The sequence below is a fragment of the Pseudarthrobacter polychromogenes genome, assembly GCF_014644495.1.
In the GTDB taxonomy this organism is placed as follows: domain Bacteria; phylum Actinomycetota; class Actinomycetes; order Actinomycetales; family Micrococcaceae; genus Arthrobacter; species Arthrobacter polychromogenes.
The window spans coordinates 1-16,843 of record NZ_BMKU01000018.1; the positions used below are offsets into that span (position 1 = coordinate 1).

Consider the following 16,843-nt stretch of genomic DNA (forward strand, 5'->3'; position numbering starts at 1 on the left):
TAGCATTAGGTATCGAACATATATTCGACAAAGGGCGTGTCATGAGCATCTCGATGGGTCAATCTGTGCTAAGCGAAGTGCCCCCTACCAGCTCACGAGGAGGGAAAAGCGCGGGCATCAAAAACGCGCATTACCGGCATAACCGGTGGCGTCCGGAGGCTCGGCGATGAGCAAGCCTGCCCTCATGCGGCAGATGCCGCAGATCGCCCACGTGGACGTCAACTGCTTCTACGCCTCGGCGGAACGTGCCTTCGATCCTTCACTGGAGGGCAGGCCGCTCGTGGTGCTGTCCAACAATGACGGCTGCGCCGTGACCCGCTCCCCCGAAGCGAAAGCCCTAGGCATTGCCACCGGCGAGCCATGGTTCAAACTCGCGCCCCGCGCGAAGGAATGGGGGCTGGTGGCCAAGTCCAGCAACTACGAGCTCTACGGGGACATCAGCGCCCGGGTCATGGAGCTGCTCGGCAGGTACTCGGCGTGGCTGGAGGTTTACAGCATCGACGAGGCCTTCCTCGGGGTGAAAGGTGAGCCGGAGCAGCTGCTGGCTCTGGGCAGGACCATGAAGAACGCCGTCCGCCGCAACGTCGGCGTGCCGGTATGTGTTGGAATCGCACCCACCAAAACGCTGGCCAAGTTGTGCAACAAGTGGGCCAAGAACAACCCCGCGTTTGGCGGGGTATGCCACTGGGACAGCGTTCCTGCTGCCGTGCGGGAGCAACTGCTGGCACGCCTGTCCGTCGAGGAAATCTGGGGCATCGCCGGCCGCCTGGCCGGGCGCCTGAACGCAATCGGCATCCACACCGTCCTGGACCTCGCCCGCGCCGACCCTGTGGCCATCCGGGACAAGTTCTCGGTGGTGATGATGCGCACCGTCCTGGAGCTCAACGGGACACCCTGCATCCCCATGGAGGAGGAACGCCTGGGCCGGGACCAGCTGATCTTCTCGCGTTCCTTCGCCACCCCGGTCACCACCGCTGCCGGGCTGCGGCAGGTCCTCAGCATCTACGGCCAGAATGCGAGCGCGCGGCTGGCCAAACATGGGCTGCAGGCGAAAGTCCTCACGGCATTCGCCGGCACCTCACCCTTCAGCGGACAGGAACAGTCCTATCCGTCGGTGTGCGTCCCGCTGCCGATGCCCACAGCGGACCCGCTCCTGCTCACCAAGGCGGCGCACGCCCTGCTGCCCAACATCCGCGAAGGCATCCGGTACGCCAAAGTGGGGCTCATGCTCACGGACCTGCGGCCCAGCGGCAACCAATCCCCGCTGGAACTGTTCGAGAACCGGCACGAGGAACGCCGCATCGGCACCCTCCTGGAAGACGTGAGCAGCCGCTTCGGACGCGGCTCCATTGGCCTGGGCCACGGCGGGATCAAAACGGGCCTGGACTGGACCATGAAACGGAACATGCGCTCGCCCCGCTACACCACCCACTGGGACGAACTCCCGCTCGTCAAAGCCGCCTAAACGGATGTTGCCTACGCCGCCCGGGCGCCCAGCGCCGTAGGTTAGACCCGAGCTTCGGCGAGGTCCTTGAGTTTGGCGAGGGCCACGGGCCAAGTGTCATTCAGCATGGCCGCCCACTCGTCCACGCTGTCAAGCTCCACCTCGACCCTCGTCACCCCGTCAGCTTCGGTGAATGAATAGTTTTCGTGGGCTCCGATGAATTTCTTCGCCGCATCGCTTGTCCTGTCCTCCACACCATCGACGATCTGGCCGAGATATCGCAGGGAGACGAACTCATGCGGCCGGCAGTCCTCAACTGTTGCGATCATCCCTCCCACGGACCCCTCACCGTCCGGGCCGAGGAATCGAATCTCGCTGCCCGTGTTCCAGTCGCCCTCATAGAAGGAACCTGTCTCGCTGAAGGCACTCGTCCATTCCCGGTACGTGGCGTCATCGAGCATCGTTGCCCAGACCGTTTGGGCGGGAGCCTTGATATTCACCTCAAATTTCAGCTTTTCCATGCCTGATCGTACGTCCGCTTCGGCACCCGGAAACAGGCCCGAGTGACCGGCAACCTATGGGGACTCATTGCACAGGGGCGCTCCTTCGGGCGCACTGGAAAAAGACGTCCCGCGACGTTTCTTGTCGCTGTGCTACGCCTTGTTGAGCCCACGCGACCTCCCGTGAACGCCCGCTACGGGAATGATTGTGGCGCTGCCGGGCGCTCCGTAATCTCGTCTCAGCATCCGCCCCAGCAAAGGAACTCCAGTGTCAGATCCGTCCAGCCAAAGCCCCAAGAAGCCGCAGGACCAGCAAAGCTCCACCCGCATCGTGGCCGGCCAGTCCGCCGCTCCCAAGCGGCCGCTAGGGCTGAAGGTAGGCATCGCCGTCGGTATCCTTGCCCTCATTGGCGGGGGCGCCGCCGTCGCCTCCGCCGTGAACGGCGGGACCCCCGCGGCAGTGCAGGAGACCGCCCCCGCCGGCAACCCCGCCGCGGAACTCAAGCTTGGATACTTCGGCAACGTCACCCACGCACCCGCCCTGGTGGGGGTCAGCCAGGGGTACATCGCGGAGGAGCTCGGCGGCACCAGGCTCAGCACCCAGGTGTTCAACGCGGGCCCGGCCGCGATCGAGGCCCTGAACGCCGGTGCCATCGATGCCACGTACATCGGCCCGAATCCCGCCATCAACTCGTTCGTGAAGAGCGGCGGCGAGTCGGTGAACATCATCGCCGGCGCTGCCGCCGGCGGCGCCCAGCTGGTGGTGAAGCCGGAGATCAGCTCCGCCGCGGACCTGAGGGGCAAAACCCTTGCCTCCCCGCAGCTCGGCGGGACGCAGGACGTGGCCCTCCGCGCCTGGCTGGCCTCCCAGGGCTACAAGACCAACGTTGACGGCAGCGGCGACGTGGCTATCAACCCGACCGAGAACGCCCAGACGCTGAAGCTCTTCCAGGACGGAAAGCTCGACGGCGCGTGGCTGCCTGAGCCGTGGGCCTCACGCCTGGTGCTCACTGCCGGAGCCAAGGTCCTGGTGGACGAAAAGGACCTGTGGGACGGCTCGCTGTCCGGCAAACCGGGCGAGTTCCCCACCACCATCCTGATCGTCAACCAGAAGTTCGCCGCCGACCACCCGGACACTGTGAAAGCGCTGCTCAAGGGCCACGTGAAGTCAGTCGAGTGGCTGAACAGTGCGGCCGATGGCGAAAAGGCCAGCGTCATCAACGCTGCCCTCAAGGAAGCCGCGGGCGCCGAGCTGAAGGCCGACGTCATCGACCGCTCGCTGAAGAACATTGTGTTCACCGTGGACCCGCTGGCCGGAACCTACGAAAAGCTCCTGGCCGACGGCGTCGCTGCCGGCACCACCAAGCAGGCCGACATCAATGGCATCTTCAACCTCACCGCCCTCAATGAGGTAACGGGCGAGAAGACCTCGGCTGCCGGGCTGGGGAAGGAGTAAACGCCAAGCCCCACCAGTTCTGCCTACTCCCCCAGGACCGCGTCCAGCTCCGCCCGCGTGGGCGGGTTGGCGCCGGGCCGGGAAACTGTCACCGCGGCGGCCCGGGCAGCATGTGCCAGGAGTTCCGCCAACCCCTCGGCGGGCAGTTCGCGAAGGTCCTTCCGGTTCTGGGCACCGTCCAGGCCGCGGTCCACCAGGCCTGAGAGCAGCGCCGCCATAAATGAGTCCCCTGCCCCCACGGTGTCCGCCACCTCAACCCGGGGTGCCGGCACCTTGGCTTCACCGGCGTGGCACACTCCCCAGGGCCCGTCGGCACCGCGCGTGACCACCACCATGGCCGGCCCTTCGGTTCCGCCCAGGGACAACCAGCGGCGCGCCGCATCCAGCACGTCCATGTCCGGGTACAGCCAGGCCAGGTCCTCATCGGAGGCCTTGACCACGTCCGCCAGGGTCACGAACTTTTCCGTGTGCCGGCGCGCGTAGTCCACGTCAGTGATGATGCTGGGCCGGCAGTTGGGGTCGAAGCTGATGGTGGCGTGCGGGTGGGCGTATTCGACGGCGGCCAGCACGTCCGTCGCGCCGGGCGCCAGCATGGTGGCGATGGAGCCGGTGTGCAGCAGGGTGGTGCCCTGCAGCATGAAGGCGAGCCGGTCGGCGATGCCGGGAAGCTCCCAGGTGAGGTCGAACGTGTAGGTGGCGGCGCCGTCGTCGTCAATGAGGGCGGTGGCCACGCTGGTGGGCAGGTCATCGGGGCCCATTGGAATCATGACGGAGCTGGCGCGCAGGTGCGCGGCCACCGAATCGCCGTAGGCGTCGCGGCCGTACCGGCCGATGAACTGCACCGGGTGGTCGAGGCGGGCCAGGCCCACCGCCACGTTCAGCGGGCTGCCGCCCACGTGGGCCTCAATTCCCGAGGCGCGCTGGACAACGTCAACAAGGCCTTCGCCAATAACAGTGAGCATGGTCATACTCTGCCAGAAGGAGGGCAGCTGACGCTGTCCGTGACGACAGCCGCGGTGCCAGGGGCCAGCCAGCCAGCCAGCGGGTCAGTGCAGGGCGCCGTCGGGTTGCGTGGTCCGCCAGGCATGGAAGGGCACGGCCAGGCCCGCCCTGGTCGGGGCGCAGATAAAGGGGCCAGCGTGGGCTTCCTCCGCAGGATCGAGCGGAACCACCCGGACCAGCTGCAGGGCCCCGTCCCCTGCCTGAGCCCGGATGGTCAGTGCGTCGCCGCTGCGGCTGATCCGGACGAGGACCCGGCTTCCCTTCCAGGCCGGAACCGGAGCCAGGGACCAGTCGGACATCCCGTCGGTGACCACCGCCCCCACCTGGCAGGCGCCGTCGGCGAATTCGACGCCGGCCTTGACCCACCGCTCGGCGGAAACGCGCACGAAGATCCCGGCCTGGTCGAACTGCTCCGAGAAGCCTGCGGTGAATTCCACCTCCACCGCGGAATCTGGCGGGAACGGAGCCAGAAGCGCGTGCTCGCTCTCATGGATAAAGCCATACGACGTAATCCGCCAGGCGTCGCTGCCCTCTTTGGCAGTGACCAGCAGATCCGTGCCCTGCTCGACGGCGGAAACGGGCGGGTGGGTCCAGGCGCCTTGCGACCAGGGAATGTCCATGGCCGCCACTGTACTGCAGGACGGCGGACCGCTTTTGCTTCTGCTGCGCTCAGCCCAGCAGCTCCCGGACGAGTTCCCGGCAGGTTTCGTAGGCCGGGGCATGGGGATCGATCAAAGCGAAGTGGTCCCCGGGCACCGTCACGAGCCGCGTCGGCACCGGCCCGGGCCCGCTCGCCTCCACATAGGAGGTGGACATCGCCAGCGGCACGTCCTCGTCCTCCGTGGCATGGACGGCGTGGACGGGAATGTCCAGGGGCAGCGCGGCCATGGGGTCCGCGTACCGGTACCGGCCGGGGAATTCCGACGACGGCCCGCCCAGGAAGTTGGCCACGGCACCATCGCTGAGGTTCAGCTTTTCCGCTTCGGCCAGATCCAGGACGCCGGACTGGCTCACCACCCCGGTGAGGCGGACGCCGTCGTCCTTCACTGCAGCCTCGCGGTGCTCGGCTTCCAACTCCAGCCGGGGCAGCCGGTCGCGGCCCGCCGCCCACACCGCGAGATGCCCTCCGGCGGAGTGGCCCAGCGCCACCACCTTGGCCAGCTCCAGGGCATGGGGACCCGCCAACTCCTGCAGTTTGTCGATGCCCGCCAGGATGTCCCGGAACGTACGCGGCCAGCCGCCGCCATTCCCTGCCCGGCGGTACTCCAGGTTCCAGGCCGCCATCCCGTGCGCCGCGAGGTCCCCAGCCAGCGGCTCCCCCAGCTCTGTCCCGTACTTTGACCGCCAGTAGCCTCCATGGATCACCACCACCACACCCCGGTGGGCACCGCCGTCGGGCAGGTCAGGGAGGAACAGCTCACCCCACTGGCTGGGGTCCTCACCGTAGTAATGCCTATGCCGCTGCACCATGTGCCGAGCGTACCGCCAGCCAATGACAAAGCCCGTTGCCGTGCCATCCGCGCACTGCCATTCTGGGTGAATCCGCACTCCAGAACCCAATGAAGGGACAGGAAAATGCCTCTGTATTTGTCAAGGTTCAGCTACACACCGGAGACCTGGGGCCGGCTGATCAACAACCCCGAAGACCGGCGGAAAGCCGCGCAGGCGTACATCGAATCGGTAGGCGGAAAGCTGCACGGATTCTGGTATGCCTTCGGCAGCCATGACGGCTACAACCTGTGGGAAGCGCCGGACAACGTCTCCATGGCAGCGGTGGCACTGGCCATCAGCGGAGGCGGTGCGCTGAGCACGTTCGAAACCACGGTGCTGATGAGTGTGGAGGAGACCATGGAAGCCCTGCAGAAAGCCGGTGAGATTAGGTACCGACCTCCCGGCTCCTGAATTCCCGGGCGCTGCCGGACCCATGTGCCCTTCTGCGGCTAGGCTCGGAAATTACATTGCCGCCAAAGGGGACCACAATGACCAGCACCACCGAGCCGGGGACCACGCCGGCAGCAACCGGCCGAAAGCTTGCAGTACCGGCGGATCTTTACCACCTGCCGGTACTGGTGACCTGCGGACCGGGCCGGGCAACGCAGGCCTCCCATTCCCCGGTGGACGGCAGCCTGGTGGGCGCAGTCCCCGTCTGCACGCCGGATGACGTGGCGGCCGCCGTCGAAAGTGCCCGGGCAGCCCAGCGGGAGTGGGCCGCCGTTCCCCTCCGCGAGCGCCGCGCCGTCGTCGGGCGCTTCCATGCGCTGCTGCTCCAGCGGGATGCGGAGATCCTGGACCTGGTCCAGGCGGAGAGCGGCAAGTCGCGGCTCAATGCCTTCGAGGAGCTCGCGGACGCCGCCCTGACCGCCGCCTACTACCGGCGCACGGCCGGACGATTCCTCCGTCCCGCCCGCCGCACGGGAGCGGCGCCGGGCCTGACACGGACGGTGGAGTACCGGATCCCCAAGGGCGTGGTGGGCATCATCAGCCCGTGGAACTATCCCCTGACCCTCGCCGTCTCGGATGCGATCCCCGCCCTGCTGGCCGGCAACGCCTGTGTCCTCAAGCCCGACTCCCAGACCCCGTTCACGGCACTGCTCGCCCTGGAGCTGCTGCGGGAGGCCGGGCTTCCGCAGGACCTGTTCCAGATCGTGACCGGGGACGGGCCGTCGCTGGGCCCCGCGCTGATCAACGGCGCAGACTTCCTCATGTTCACGGGATCCTCGGAGACAGGGAAGGTGGTGGCACAGCAGTGCGCGGAGCGGCTGATCGGCTTCTCGGGTGAGCTCGGCGGGAAGAATGCCACGCTGGTCCTCGCCGACGCGGACCTGGACAAGGCGGCCAGGGGTGCCGCGCAGGGCTGCTTCTCCAACTCCGGCCAGCTGTGCATCAGCATGGAACGCATCTACGTCCACCGCGCGGTCTTCGACGACTTCCTGGCAACCTTTACTGAACAGGTGGAGGGAATCCGGTTGGGTGCCGGCCCGGGCTGGGACATCGATATGGGCTCGCTGACGGGCCAACGGCAGCTGGACCGGGTCAGCGCGCATGTGGAGGACGCGCGGGCGAAGGGAGCCCGCGTCATCACGGGCGGGCGCCCCCGGCCGGACCTTGGCCCGTTCTTCTATGAACCCACCATCCTCACCGGCGTCACCGGGGAGATGGTGGTGGCGCGGGAGGAGACGTTCGGGCCCGTGGTGGCCGTCTACCAGGTGGAGGACAACGACGAAGCGGTGGCCCTCGCCAACGACTCCCATTACGGACTCAACGCCAGCGTGTGGTCCGCACGGCACGGCCGGGAGGTGGGGCGGCGCCTGCTCGCCGGCACGGTCAACGTCAACGACGGCTACTCCGCGGCGTGGGCGTCCCACGATGCCCCCATGGGCGGGATGAAGGATTCCGGCGTGGGGCGGCGCCACGGCAAGGAGGGCATCCTCAAGTACACGGAAGCCCAGACAATCGCGAGCCAGCGGCTGGTTCCCGTGGGCCCTCCGCCAGGTATGACGAACGTGCGGTATACCAGGCTGGTCAAGGGCGCGCTCACGCTGATGGGGCGGCTGCGCTGATGGGCGCCGGAACAGCGCTTGCCGGCAGCACCGTGCTCATCACCGGCGGCGGCAGCGGGCTGGGCCGCCGCTTGGCCCTGGCGGCTGCCCGGCGGGGCGCCCGGGTGGTCATCTGGGATGTTTCGGCCGACGGCGGCAGGAACGTCCGCGATGAAATCCGCAGCGCCGGCGGCGTGGCGGAGACGCAGCCCGTGAACGTGGCGGACAGGGAGGCCGTGCAGGCGGCGGCCGCTGTTGCGGGTCCGGTGGACGTGCTGATCAACAACGCAGGCGTGGTCACGGGCAAGCTGCTCCTGGATGCCGCCGACGAGGATATTGAGCGGACCTTCGACGTCAATGTCCTGGCACTGTACTGGGTGACGCGGGCGTTCCTCCCCGGCATGGCCGCCCGCGGCCGCGGCACCGTGGTGACTGTTGCCAGCGCGGCCGGGCTGGTGGGCGTCGCCAGGCAGACCGATTATTCGGCCAGCAAGTTCGCGGCGTTCGGCTTCAACGAGTCACTGCGGGCCGAGCTGCGGGCGGGCAGGACCGGCGTCGGCACCCTGGTGGTCTGCCCGTATTACATCGATACGGGCATGTTCGACGGCGTGCGGACCAGGTTCCCGCGGCTCCTCCCCATCCTGAAAGAGGAGGCGGTGGCGGCCAAGGTGCTGGACGCCGTCGAAAGCGGGCGGCAGAAGCTGGTCCTCCCGCCGTTGGTGAACCTGGTCCCGGCGGCCCGGCTGCTTCCGGTGGGGGCCTTCGACCGGCTCATGGACACCCTGCGCATCAACCGGACCATGGACCGTTTCACCGGGCGCCCCGCCGAAGTTCCGGGGGCACCCGGCGTCAAGCACGACGACGGGAGCTACTCAGCGGGTTAGACGCTCCGGGGCTTCATCGAGTGCTCCGTACCTGCCCTTTTGAGGTGTGAAAACGGCAGGTACGGAGCACTCAATCCGCTTTAACAGCCAGCACCCGCTGCACGTCAGCCGCCCCAGGGTACGCAGCCTGCGTCCCCTTCCGGGTTGTGGCCAGGGCGGCAGCCACGGACGCGAACTCCGCGGCCCCGGCGAGCGCGTCGCCGGCGGCCAGCCGGACGGCAACGGCACCGGTGAAGGCGTCGCCCGCGCCGGTGGTGTCCACGGCCTGGACCGTGGTGGGCGCAATCCGGACCACCTTGGAACCCTCAGGAGCAGCAGAGTCCAGCACCACTGAGCCCTGCGAACCGAGGGTCACCAGCACCTGCCGGATCCCCCGCTCCGCAAAGCGCAGGCGCACCCTGTCCCACTCGGAATCAGCAGCACCGGGGCCCGGAACGGCGGCACCGTCGCCAAGGAACAGCGCGGCCTCATGCGCGTTGACCAGCAGGACGTCGGTGAGTGCGGTCAGCTCCTCCGGCACCTCGCCGTACGGCGAGAGATTGAGCAGGACTGTTGCGCCGGCGTCGTGCCCTGCCTGTGCGGCGGCCAGCACCGTGTCCAGGCCCACCTCCAGGCAAAGGCAGACGACGGCGGCCGCCTCCAGGACGTCCGAGGCCTCCGCCACGTCCGCCGGAGAGAGGGTGCCGTTGGCGCCGGCCGAGATGATGATGTTGTTCTCGCCGCCGGCATCGACCGCGATGACCGCCACGCCCGTGGGTTCGGTCGCTGTGCGGACGTGCCCCACGTCCACCCCGGCGCGGGCGGCGGAGGAGAGCAGCATGGCGCCGTTGGGGTCCTCGCCCACCGCGCCCACCAGGCTGACGCTCCCGCCCAGCCGGCTGGCGGCAACGGCCTGGTTGGCGCTCTTCCCGCCCGGGTTCACGGCGAATCCGTTGCCGTGAACCGTCTCACCGGGGAGCGGGAGGCGTTCGCAGTAGATGGTGAGGTCGGCGTTCAGGGAGCCGACGACGACGATCCTGCCTGCCTGGTCGACGGCGGCGGCGCTCACTCGGCAACCTCCGCTTCAACCGGCTTGGGGATCAGGAGCGAGGCGGCGAACGCGGCGATGGTGAGTGCGAGGCCGACCACCACGACGGTCAGGTAGGACGCCTTGGCATCGCCGAGGGCCGTCGTCGCCACCAGGACAGCGGGCAGCACCAGGAAGCTGAGCCCGGCGCCCAGGTTGAAGGCGCCCGCGTTCATGCCCGGCAGGAAGCCCGGGTTGCCGGCGGGTGAAAGGACAACACCGAGTCCGTTGAGCATGATGTTGACCGTACCGGCGTACATGATGCCCAGCAACACCGTGCCGGCGATCATCAGGGGCAGGCTGTCCAGGCCGAAGAACGCGATGATGGCCAGCGCCGCGATGCTGCCCAGGAGGCCGATGCGGAGCACCTTGGTGTACCCGAGCACGGGGGCGAGCCTGCCGCTGAGGGGCCCACCGCCCAGCCGAGCAGTGCATAGGGCGTGAGGATGATGAGCGACATCTCGGTGGGCCCGATGCCGAAACCGGGGTCGGCAGCCTGGACGTACGCGGGGACAATGCCGTTGATGACGGCGAAAACGCCGGTCATGGTCAGCGTGGTGGTGAGCAGCGGCGCCCAGGTGGAGCGCTGGCGCAGGTGCACGGTTTCCACCATCGGCTGGCTGGCCCGCTTTTCGGTCCGCCAGAACAGGGAGAACGCGGCGGCGGACACCAGCACCAGCGTGAGGCTCAGCATCAGGGTGCCGGAGGAGAAGGCGCCCACCAGCTTGGAGCCTTCGTTCAGGGCGGTGAGCAGCGCGCCCACGGCGACCACGATGAAGAACACACCCAGCCAGTCCATCCGGGTGCCGGCCCCCGGCTTGCTTTCACCGGCCAGGACAGCGATGAGCGCGGTGGCAACCAGTGCCAGGACCACCATGAGCCAGAAGATGCTGCGGAAGCCGAAGTGCTCGGCGAAGTAGCCGCCCACAAAGGAGTCCACGCCTGCCACGCCGCCGTTGACGGCCGTGATCAGGCCCATGAGGGTGCCGTATTTCCGCGGGTTGCTGACCGCGGAGCGCAGCATGATCAGGCAGAGCGGGACGGTGGGGCCGCTGACGCCCTGGATGATGCGGCCCACGAAGAGCCAGGTGACGTCCGGGGCGAGGGCTGCGATGACGGACCCCACGGCCATCAGGAGCATCATGCCCATGAGGATCTTCTTGCGGCCCACGATGTCGCTCAGGCGGGGCAGGAACAGGGAGAACAGGGCGGCCGCGGTGAAGAACCAGGTCTGGGAGAGGCCGATGACGGCCTGGTCCGTGTTGAGCTCCTCGCCCATGGTCACCAGGGCGGGGCTGAGCATGGAGGCGTTGAGCTGGAAGGCCACGCAGGCTGCCAGCAGGGCGACCATCAGGGCGGTGACGTTGCCCTTGGCGGTCCGGGTTTCGAGGACGGTGGCGGTCATTTACTTGACCCCTCCCGCGGTGAGGCCGGTACGTTCCCGGCGGTCGACGTCGGCCGTGTCCGTTGTGGTGCGCGCGGCACCGGTGAGCGGATCACCGATGGTGACCAGGGCCTCGGTGACCAGGTTCCAGAACTTTTCGTGGTCCAGGTCCACGGCGACGCTGGTGTGGCAGTCCGCCGGCGCGGGCGCCCGGAAGTCCGCCACCGTCATGCCGAGCGTCAGGGTGCCCTGCAGCTCAATGTCCACCGGCACCTTGCGGGTGGCGACGATGCTGGGGTCGATCACGTAGGCCACGGCGCAGGGGTCGTGCACCGGCGGGTGGTCGAAGCCCTGGGCGTCCTTGTAGGTGTGGGCGAAGAAGTCCATCAGCTCGGTGACGAATTTCGCGGGCCGGGTGCCGATCGCTGCGATCTTCTCCACGACGTCCGGGGTGGCGAGCGCCTGGTGGGTCAGGTCCAGGCCCACCATCACCACGGGCCACTTTTCGTTGAAGACGATGTGCGCGGCCTCGGGGTCGATGATGATGTTGAACTCGGCCACGGCGCTCCAGTTGCCCACGTGGTAGCCGCCGCCCATGAGGACAACTTCCTTCACGCGCTCCACGATGCGCGGTTCCTTGCGGGCTGCGAGGGCGATGTTGGTCAGGCCGGCGGTGGGCACCAGGGTGACGGTGCCGGGCTCGTGCGCCATGACGGTATCGATGATGAGGTCCACGGCGTGGCGGGGATCCAGGTCAATGTCCGACGGCGGAAGTTCCGGGCCGTCCATGCCGCTGTCCCCGTGGATGTCCGGAGCGGTTTCGATGCTCCGCACCAGGGGGCGTCCGCAGCCGGCGGCGAAGGGCACACCGGTGATGCCGGCGATGGTGCCGACGGCCAGGGCGTTGCGGGTGACCTTTTCCAGGGTCTGGTTTCCCACCACTGTTGTGACGGCCAGCAGGTCGATGTCCGGGTTGCCGTGGGCGAGCAGCAGCGCCACAGCGTCGTCATGCCCGGGGTCGCAGTCAAGAATGATCTTCTTGCGGGCGGGGGATTGCCGTTCAGGGGAAGGGGCAGTGGGTTCCACGATGATCTCCACGTCGTTGGGGCCCGCGCCAGATGTATCAACAGGTGCGCGGGGAAGCTGAAGCGTTCAGGAGAGATCATGGCAGTGTTGCGTGGCCCACGTCAAACGCTTGACGTTGACGCAGGTCAAGCGCTTGATGCCAGTGCCTGCCTGGAGGGGTACTGGATGGTGTGGCGTGTCTACGGGGCCAGGCTAGTGGCGCTTTTCCTTGCCGGGGTGCGCGGCTTCGGGGTGGGCCTGGGCCTCGTGCTGTTCGTACCTTTGGCGGGCTTCCTGGAGGTGCTGTTCAAGCTTCTCCTCCGCCTCCCGCCGGCGCTGCCCAATGGTCCGGATCTCCTGGGTGGTCGGCGCAACGTGGGCGTGCTGGCGGGGGCCAAGGTCCCGCGCTGTTGCATGGCTGGTATCGCTCATACGGGCATCGTCCCACCAGAGCCCCCGGTCCGGAAGGCCTGTATGGCCCCCATTTGTCGGGGCATTGGGGATCACCCATTTTCCTGTCCGGCGGCCGCCTCCGCGGCGCGGAATTGCCGTGCCATGTGTGGCCATGAAGGACAGCCCGCAGGCCCGGCGCCTACTACGATCGAGGTATGGAATCCGCGGAACAGCTGCAGCAGCCCGCGCGTTCGCGGCGGATTACGGCGGCGATGGTGGCCGCCCGGGCAGGGGTTTCCACGGCCACGGTCTCGCTGGTGGCCAACGGCAAGACCGCCGGCCGGGTCTCGGAGGACAACATTTCCAGGGTCCGGGGGGCAATTGCCGAGCTTGGCTACGTGGTGGACGGCATCGGCAGTTCGCTGGCCAAGGGCGTGAGCTCGATCGTGATCCTGGTGGCGCCGGACATCTCCAACCCGTTCTTCGCCAAGGTGATCGCCGGGGTGCGGGATTCGCTGGGCCCGCAGTACCAGCTGCTGCTGTCCGTCACGGAGGCCGGCGAGTCCCCCCGGGCCGACGACGTGCGGCGGCTCATGTCCCTGCGTCCGGCAGGGCTCCTGGTGGACGCACCCAGCGCAGGCTTCCTTGAGGACCTCGCGTCGCCGTCGCCCGTTGTGCTGCTGGACGCGCCCGGGCTGGAGGCCTACGCGCCGTCGGTGAACCTGGACGTGGCAAGCGGCGCGCGGGAACTCGCGGCGCACCTGGCGGACGCCGGGCACCGCGAGGTGGCGTACGTGGACAGCGTCACGGGCACGGAAACCTTTGCGCTCCGGCGGAAATCATTCCTGGAGGAGGCGGCTGCCCGCGGCATCACCGTCGGGGCGGAACGCATTATCAGCACCACCATCGACGTCGGCACGGCGGCTTCAGCCTTCGCCGCCGCTTGGCCGGAATGGCAGCGGGAGGGGGTGACCGCCGTCGTCTGCGGCACCGACACGCACGCCTACGGGGTGCTGCAGGAGGCCCGCGTGGCCGGTGTGCGGATTCCGGAGGAGCTGGCGGTGGCCGGCTTCGACGACCTTCCGTATTCGGCCACCAGCAATCCGGGCCTCACCAGCGTCCACCTGCCGGCCACTCCCCTGGGCCTGAAAGCCGGGGAACAGCTGCGCCGCCTCATGGAAGGCCAGGTGCTCGAACAGGCCGGGGTGACACTGGAGAGTTCACTGGTGGTGCGCGGATCCACGGCCGCAGCGGAACGCTGAGGGTGCCCGCCGCCGTCGTTCTGTCAGTGCCCGGCCGTAAGCTGGAACCATGCCGAGTCATTGGGACAGCCTGGACGCGAGCCTGCGCGAATCCGTGGAACAGAACGTGGAGATCTACGAGCGCGTCCGCCCTGCCCTGAAACTGGTCACCCGGGACGTCCTGCTGACCCTGCGGGACATGCTGAAGGACTCTGAGGTCACGCCGCTGTTTGTCACCGGGCGCACCAAAACGGTGGAATCGTTCAAAGAGAAGATTTCACGGATCGAGGAACCCCTGGAACCGGGCGGACCCCCAGTGCTGAAGTTCCCGGACCCGTTCCGGACCCTCAATGACATGGTGGGGATCCGGGTGATCACCAAGCTCCCGGCCGAGAACGCGGTGGTGGCCAACATCATCAAGCACCAGCGCCAGCTCTTCGACTGCCGCGGGGACCGGGAAAAGGACATCGGCTCCATCGAATCCGGCACCTACGGGTATTCCAGCCGGCACCTGATCCTGCGCACCATCCAGAACGAGGCCGTCAAGGAGTACCAGCAGGTTTTCAACCCGGACGCCGTGCCCAACGGCAGCTACTTCTTTGAGTGCCAGATCCGGACGATCTTTGCCCACGCGTGGAGCGAGATCGAGCATGACATCCGGTTCAAGGCCGAAGACCCCCGCGCCTGGACCCCGCACTTCGACCGGCAGTTCACCGCCACGGCCGCCATGCTGGAGACGGTGGAGACAGCTTTCGCAGACCTCCACGAGCGCTACGAGGAAGTCCGCAGTTTCTGGGACGCCGACGGCGAAGGAGCCGCGCCGCTGACGCCCAACCGCATCCGGGACGTCTGGCGGACGCTGCTCCCCCACGTGGACCGCAAGGTGGACGACGACTGGGGCTGGGCCGCCGAACTCCTGGCCGCGCACGGCCTCAACCAGACCATGCAGTTGGCCGGGCTGCTCAGTGCCAACCGCATCACCGAGGTCCGGAAGGCCCTGGACCACCGCTACTCCCCCGGCCCCGACCGGCTGCTCGATGACCTGCTGCTGTGGCAGTACGGCACCAAGCACATCGACCTCACCGCGGAAGCATCGGACACCGTCCCGCACCCGCGGCGCGACAGCCTGATGCGGCGGCTGCGGCAGATCGAGCGGTACCGGCTCACCAAGAAGTAGGCTCCTGCCGTGAGTTCCGCCACCTTATTTTGATGCACTCAAAATAAGCCGTAATGTTGGCGGCAGGCCACCGAAGCCCTGTCCGGGCTGTATGCGGGTGAACAGTTCCCCGAGCGCCAACGCGCCGGCTCCCCGCACTGCATCGAACCCCACCCCCATTGCCCCCTGCGGACACCTGCACGGCTGTCGCACGTGGAAACGGCAGGGACCCGGACTGGCAGCCACCCCTCCCCACACGCATCAGGAGAACATCATGACCCAGATCCTCGAACGCCCCGTCATCATCGAAGCAGCCCCGGGCACCACCGCCGGCACACCCCGCGGCGGCAGCTACATCACCCTGCCCGGAAGCCCGGCCGGCTTAAGCCGCACGGAGGCAGGCTACATCTCACTGCCCGGCGGCGGCACCCGCACCTTGAGCAAAGCCCAGGGCAGTTACGTAACCCTGCACACGGCACCCCTGGGAGCGACCGAAATCAGCTACACGCGCCGGGGCTAACCTCAGCTGGCGCATCGCCGGTCTTGACTGGAGCCTGGGCTGACCCAGCCGCCTTCCCCGGCTCAGGCCGCGGGCGGTGCGGTGGAGTCACGGACAATCAGGTGGGTGGCGAGCTCCACGCGGTGCGAATCCAGGACCTCCCCCCGCGCCTGGCGCAGCACAGACCGAAGCGCTGCGCGCCCCATCTCCTCCAGCGGCTGGGCTACGGAGCTCAACGAGGGCACCGACTCCTCGCCCTGGTTCGTGCCGTCAAAGCCGATCAGGCTCAGGTCCTCGGGAACCCGGATACCGTGCCGGGCGGCCTCACCAAGAATGCCCAGGGCGATGGTGTCACTGCCGGCGAAGATCGCCGTCGGGAGCTTGTCCAGCTCGAGTAGCGCCCTCAAGCCCTTGACACCGCTTTCCCGGCGGAACCTGCCGCCGGAGTAGATGTACTGCGGGTCCACCGGCACGCCGTGCGCCATGAGTGCGGCCATGTAGCCGTGCAGCCTCGCCTGGTTGCACTCAGCCTTCTCGATGCCGCCGATGTACGCGATGCGGCGGTGCCCAAGCTCCAGCAGGTGTTCCGTGGCAGCCTTGCCGCCGGCCCAGTTGGTGGCCCCTATGCTGACCACGTCAGCGGAGGGCGGGTTCAGCGGGTCAATCACGACGACGGGAATCTGGCGGCGCCGGAAAGGGTGCAGTTGCGTCTCGCTGAAGGCTGAGGTCACCACGATCATTCCGGCCCTGCCCTCGTCCACCATGCGCTGGGCGCGGCCCTCGGGGCTGCGCCGGCCCTGGCTCGCCGGACCGGTAACGCTGACCATGATTTCGACGTCGGCATCGGCGGCGGACTGCAGCACGCCGTTGAGGACCTGGATGGTGTAGGCGGAATCAAGAACATCGATGACCACTTCAACTACCGTGCCGGTCTCCCCGGCGGAACGGCGCTGCAGCGGGGACTGGTATCCCGCCTGCTGCAGCACGGCCAGGACGCGTTCCCGGGTGTCCGGCGATACATCCTCGCGGCCATTCACCACCTTAGAGACGGTGGGCACTGAGACGCCGGCCTGCTGGGCAACGGAGGCAAGCGTCGGCTTGGCCCGTTCCGGGATCTTCGTTGCCATTCTGTTGAGACCTTTCGAAAAGTTTCGTTGACTCATTGTTCAGTTTTGCGCTGTCACGGTCAAGGGGCGGGCCAAGACCTTCGAAAC

The 16,843-nt window shown here is 67.7% G+C and carries 16 protein-coding genes and 1 pseudogene; 8 read left to right on the forward strand and 9 right to left on the reverse strand.

Annotated elements, in window-relative coordinates:
• Window positions 1-166 precede the first annotated feature (166 nt).
• Complete coding sequence (locus tag IEX43_RS19065) at window positions 167-1,465, forward strand: Y-family DNA polymerase (protein WP_188813641.1); 1,299 nt, start codon at window positions 167-169, stop codon at window positions 1,463-1,465.
• A 41-nt stretch (window positions 1,466-1,506) separates the two neighbouring features.
• Here IEX43_RS19065 and IEX43_RS19070 read toward each other — a convergent pair whose 3' ends face one another.
• Complete coding sequence (locus IEX43_RS19070) at window positions 1,507-1,965, reverse strand: SRPBCC family protein (protein ID WP_188813648.1); 459 nt, start codon at window positions 1,963-1,965, stop codon at window positions 1,507-1,509.
• 247 nt (window positions 1,966-2,212) lie between these two features.
• Here IEX43_RS19070 and IEX43_RS19075 point away from each other — a divergent pair, with 247 nt between their 5' ends.
• Window positions 2,213-3,400, forward strand: coding sequence for an ABC transporter substrate-binding protein (locus tag IEX43_RS19075; protein ID WP_188813650.1), 1,188 nt, complete (start codon window positions 2,213-2,215; stop codon window positions 3,398-3,400).
• A gap of 23 nt (window positions 3,401-3,423) precedes the next feature.
• Here IEX43_RS19075 and IEX43_RS19080 read toward each other — a convergent pair whose 3' ends face one another.
• Genes IEX43_RS19080 through IEX43_RS19090 form a run of 3 tightly spaced genes read right to left on the reverse strand, consistent with a single transcriptional unit; the run spans window position 3,424 to window position 5,872 of the window.
• A complete protein-coding gene (locus tag IEX43_RS19080; protein WP_268238382.1) occupies window positions 3,424-4,389 on the reverse strand; it encodes a carbohydrate kinase family protein in 966 nt (321 codons plus the stop codon).
• A gap of 57 nt (window positions 4,390-4,446) precedes the next feature.
• Entirely contained in the window at window positions 4,447-5,022 is a 576-nt protein-coding gene (locus IEX43_RS19085) for a DUF1349 domain-containing protein (protein WP_188813655.1), read from the reverse strand.
• A gap of 49 nt (window positions 5,023-5,071) precedes the next feature.
• On the reverse strand, window positions 5,072-5,872 hold the full coding sequence (locus IEX43_RS19090; RefSeq protein ID WP_188813656.1) for an alpha/beta hydrolase family protein: 801 nt from the start codon (window positions 5,870-5,872) through the stop codon (window positions 5,072-5,074).
• 105 nt (window positions 5,873-5,977) lie between these two features.
• On the opposite strand from IEX43_RS19090, the gene IEX43_RS19095 reads away from it, so the two are divergent.
• From IEX43_RS19095 to IEX43_RS19105, 3 genes are all read left to right on the forward strand, one after another.
• Window positions 5,978-6,304: a GYD domain-containing protein gene (locus IEX43_RS19095; protein ID WP_188813658.1), complete on the forward strand. Its 327-nt coding sequence runs from the start codon at window positions 5,978-5,980 to the stop codon at window positions 6,302-6,304.
• A 77-nt stretch (window positions 6,305-6,381) separates the two neighbouring features.
• Window positions 6,382-7,962 carry a succinic semialdehyde dehydrogenase gene (locus IEX43_RS19100; protein WP_188813660.1) on the forward strand — a complete coding sequence of 527 codons (1,581 nt, stop codon included), beginning with the start codon at window positions 6,382-6,384 and terminating at the stop codon, window positions 7,960-7,962.
• Window positions 7,962-8,825: an SDR family oxidoreductase gene (locus IEX43_RS19105; protein ID WP_188813662.1), complete on the forward strand. Its 864-nt coding sequence runs from the start codon at window positions 7,962-7,964 to the stop codon at window positions 8,823-8,825. The genes IEX43_RS19100 and IEX43_RS19105 overlap by 1 nt, the downstream gene beginning before the upstream one ends.
• 70 nt (window positions 8,826-8,895) lie before the next feature.
• On the opposite strand, the gene IEX43_RS19110 is transcribed toward IEX43_RS19105, so the two are convergent.
• The 4 genes and pseudogenes from IEX43_RS19110 to IEX43_RS19125 form a co-directional block, all read right to left on the reverse strand.
• The gene (locus tag IEX43_RS19110) at window positions 8,896-9,873 is read right to left on the reverse strand and encodes a ribokinase (protein WP_188813663.1); all 978 of its coding nucleotides are present in this window, start codon (window positions 9,871-9,873) and stop codon (window positions 8,896-8,898) included.
• Window positions 9,870-11,296 (reverse strand): annotated as a pseudogene (uriT, locus tag IEX43_RS19115) (uridine transporter UriT). The gene IEX43_RS19110 and the pseudogene uriT overlap by 4 nt, the downstream one beginning before the upstream one ends.
• The gene (uriH, locus tag IEX43_RS19120; RefSeq protein ID WP_188813665.1) at window positions 11,297-12,361 is read right to left on the reverse strand and encodes a uridine-preferring nucleoside hydrolase UriH; all 1,065 of its coding nucleotides are present in this window, start codon (window positions 12,359-12,361) and stop codon (window positions 11,297-11,299) included.
• A 192-nt stretch (window positions 12,362-12,553) separates the two neighbouring features.
• On the reverse strand, window positions 12,554-12,772 hold the full coding sequence (locus tag IEX43_RS19125) for a hypothetical protein (RefSeq protein ID WP_188813667.1): 219 nt from the start codon (window positions 12,770-12,772) through the stop codon (window positions 12,554-12,556).
• 176 nt (window positions 12,773-12,948) lie between these two features.
• Between IEX43_RS19125 and IEX43_RS19130 the strand changes: the two genes are divergently transcribed.
• The 3 genes from IEX43_RS19130 (at window position 12,949) to IEX43_RS19140 (ending at window position 15,650) form a co-directional block, all read left to right on the forward strand.
• Window positions 12,949-13,995, forward strand: coding sequence for a LacI family DNA-binding transcriptional regulator (locus IEX43_RS19130; RefSeq protein WP_188813669.1), 1,047 nt, complete (start codon window positions 12,949-12,951; stop codon window positions 13,993-13,995).
• Between the two features lie 49 nt (window positions 13,996-14,044).
• Window positions 14,045-15,151, forward strand: a complete 1,107-nt coding sequence (locus IEX43_RS19135) for a GTP pyrophosphokinase (RefSeq protein WP_188813671.1) — start codon at window positions 14,045-14,047, stop codon at window positions 15,149-15,151.
• A gap of 253 nt (window positions 15,152-15,404) precedes the next feature.
• The gene (locus IEX43_RS19140) at window positions 15,405-15,650 is read left to right on the forward strand and encodes a hypothetical protein (protein ID WP_229666548.1); all 246 of its coding nucleotides are present in this window, start codon (window positions 15,405-15,407) and stop codon (window positions 15,648-15,650) included.
• Between the two features lie 62 nt (window positions 15,651-15,712).
• Here IEX43_RS19140 and IEX43_RS19145 read toward each other — a convergent pair whose 3' ends face one another.
• The gene (locus IEX43_RS19145; protein WP_188813673.1) at window positions 15,713-16,756 is read right to left on the reverse strand and encodes a LacI family DNA-binding transcriptional regulator; all 1,044 of its coding nucleotides are present in this window, start codon (window positions 16,754-16,756) and stop codon (window positions 15,713-15,715) included.
• Between the last annotated feature and the right edge of the window lie 87 nt (window positions 16,757-16,843).

Bases quoted from the DNA above. Each gene is read 5' to 3' on its own strand.
- IEX43_RS19145 (WP_188813673.1), bottom strand. From the start codon at position 16,756: ATGGCAACGAAGATCCCGGAACGGGCCAAGCCGACGCTTGCCTCCGTT.
- IEX43_RS19085 (WP_188813655.1), bottom strand. From the start codon at position 5,022: ATGGACATTCCCTGGTCGCAAGGCGCCTGGACCCACCCGCCCGTTTCC.
- IEX43_RS19065 (WP_188813641.1), top strand. From the start codon at position 167: ATGAGCAAGCCTGCCCTCATGCGGCAGATGCCGCAGATCGCCCACGTG.
- IEX43_RS19140 (WP_229666548.1), top strand. From the start codon at position 15,405: ATGACCCAGATCCTCGAACGCCCCGTCATCATCGAAGCAGCCCCGGGC.
- IEX43_RS19090 (WP_188813656.1), bottom strand. From the start codon at position 5,872: ATGGTGCAGCGGCATAGGCATTACTACGGTGAGGACCCCAGCCAGTGG.
- IEX43_RS19130 (WP_188813669.1), top strand. From the start codon at position 12,949: ATGGAATCCGCGGAACAGCTGCAGCAGCCCGCGCGTTCGCGGCGGATT.
- IEX43_RS19100 (WP_188813660.1), top strand. From the start codon at position 6,382: ATGACCAGCACCACCGAGCCGGGGACCACGCCGGCAGCAACCGGCCGA.
- IEX43_RS19105 (WP_188813662.1), top strand. From the start codon at position 7,962: ATGGGCGCCGGAACAGCGCTTGCCGGCAGCACCGTGCTCATCACCGGC.
- IEX43_RS19125 (WP_188813667.1), bottom strand. From the start codon at position 12,772: ATGAGCGATACCAGCCATGCAACAGCGCGGGACCTTGGCCCCCGCCAG.
- IEX43_RS19070 (WP_188813648.1), bottom strand. From the start codon at position 1,965: ATGGAAAAGCTGAAATTTGAGGTGAATATCAAGGCTCCCGCCCAAACG.
- IEX43_RS19135 (WP_188813671.1), top strand. From the start codon at position 14,045: ATGCCGAGTCATTGGGACAGCCTGGACGCGAGCCTGCGCGAATCCGTG.
- IEX43_RS19095 (WP_188813658.1), top strand. From the start codon at position 5,978: ATGCCTCTGTATTTGTCAAGGTTCAGCTACACACCGGAGACCTGGGGC.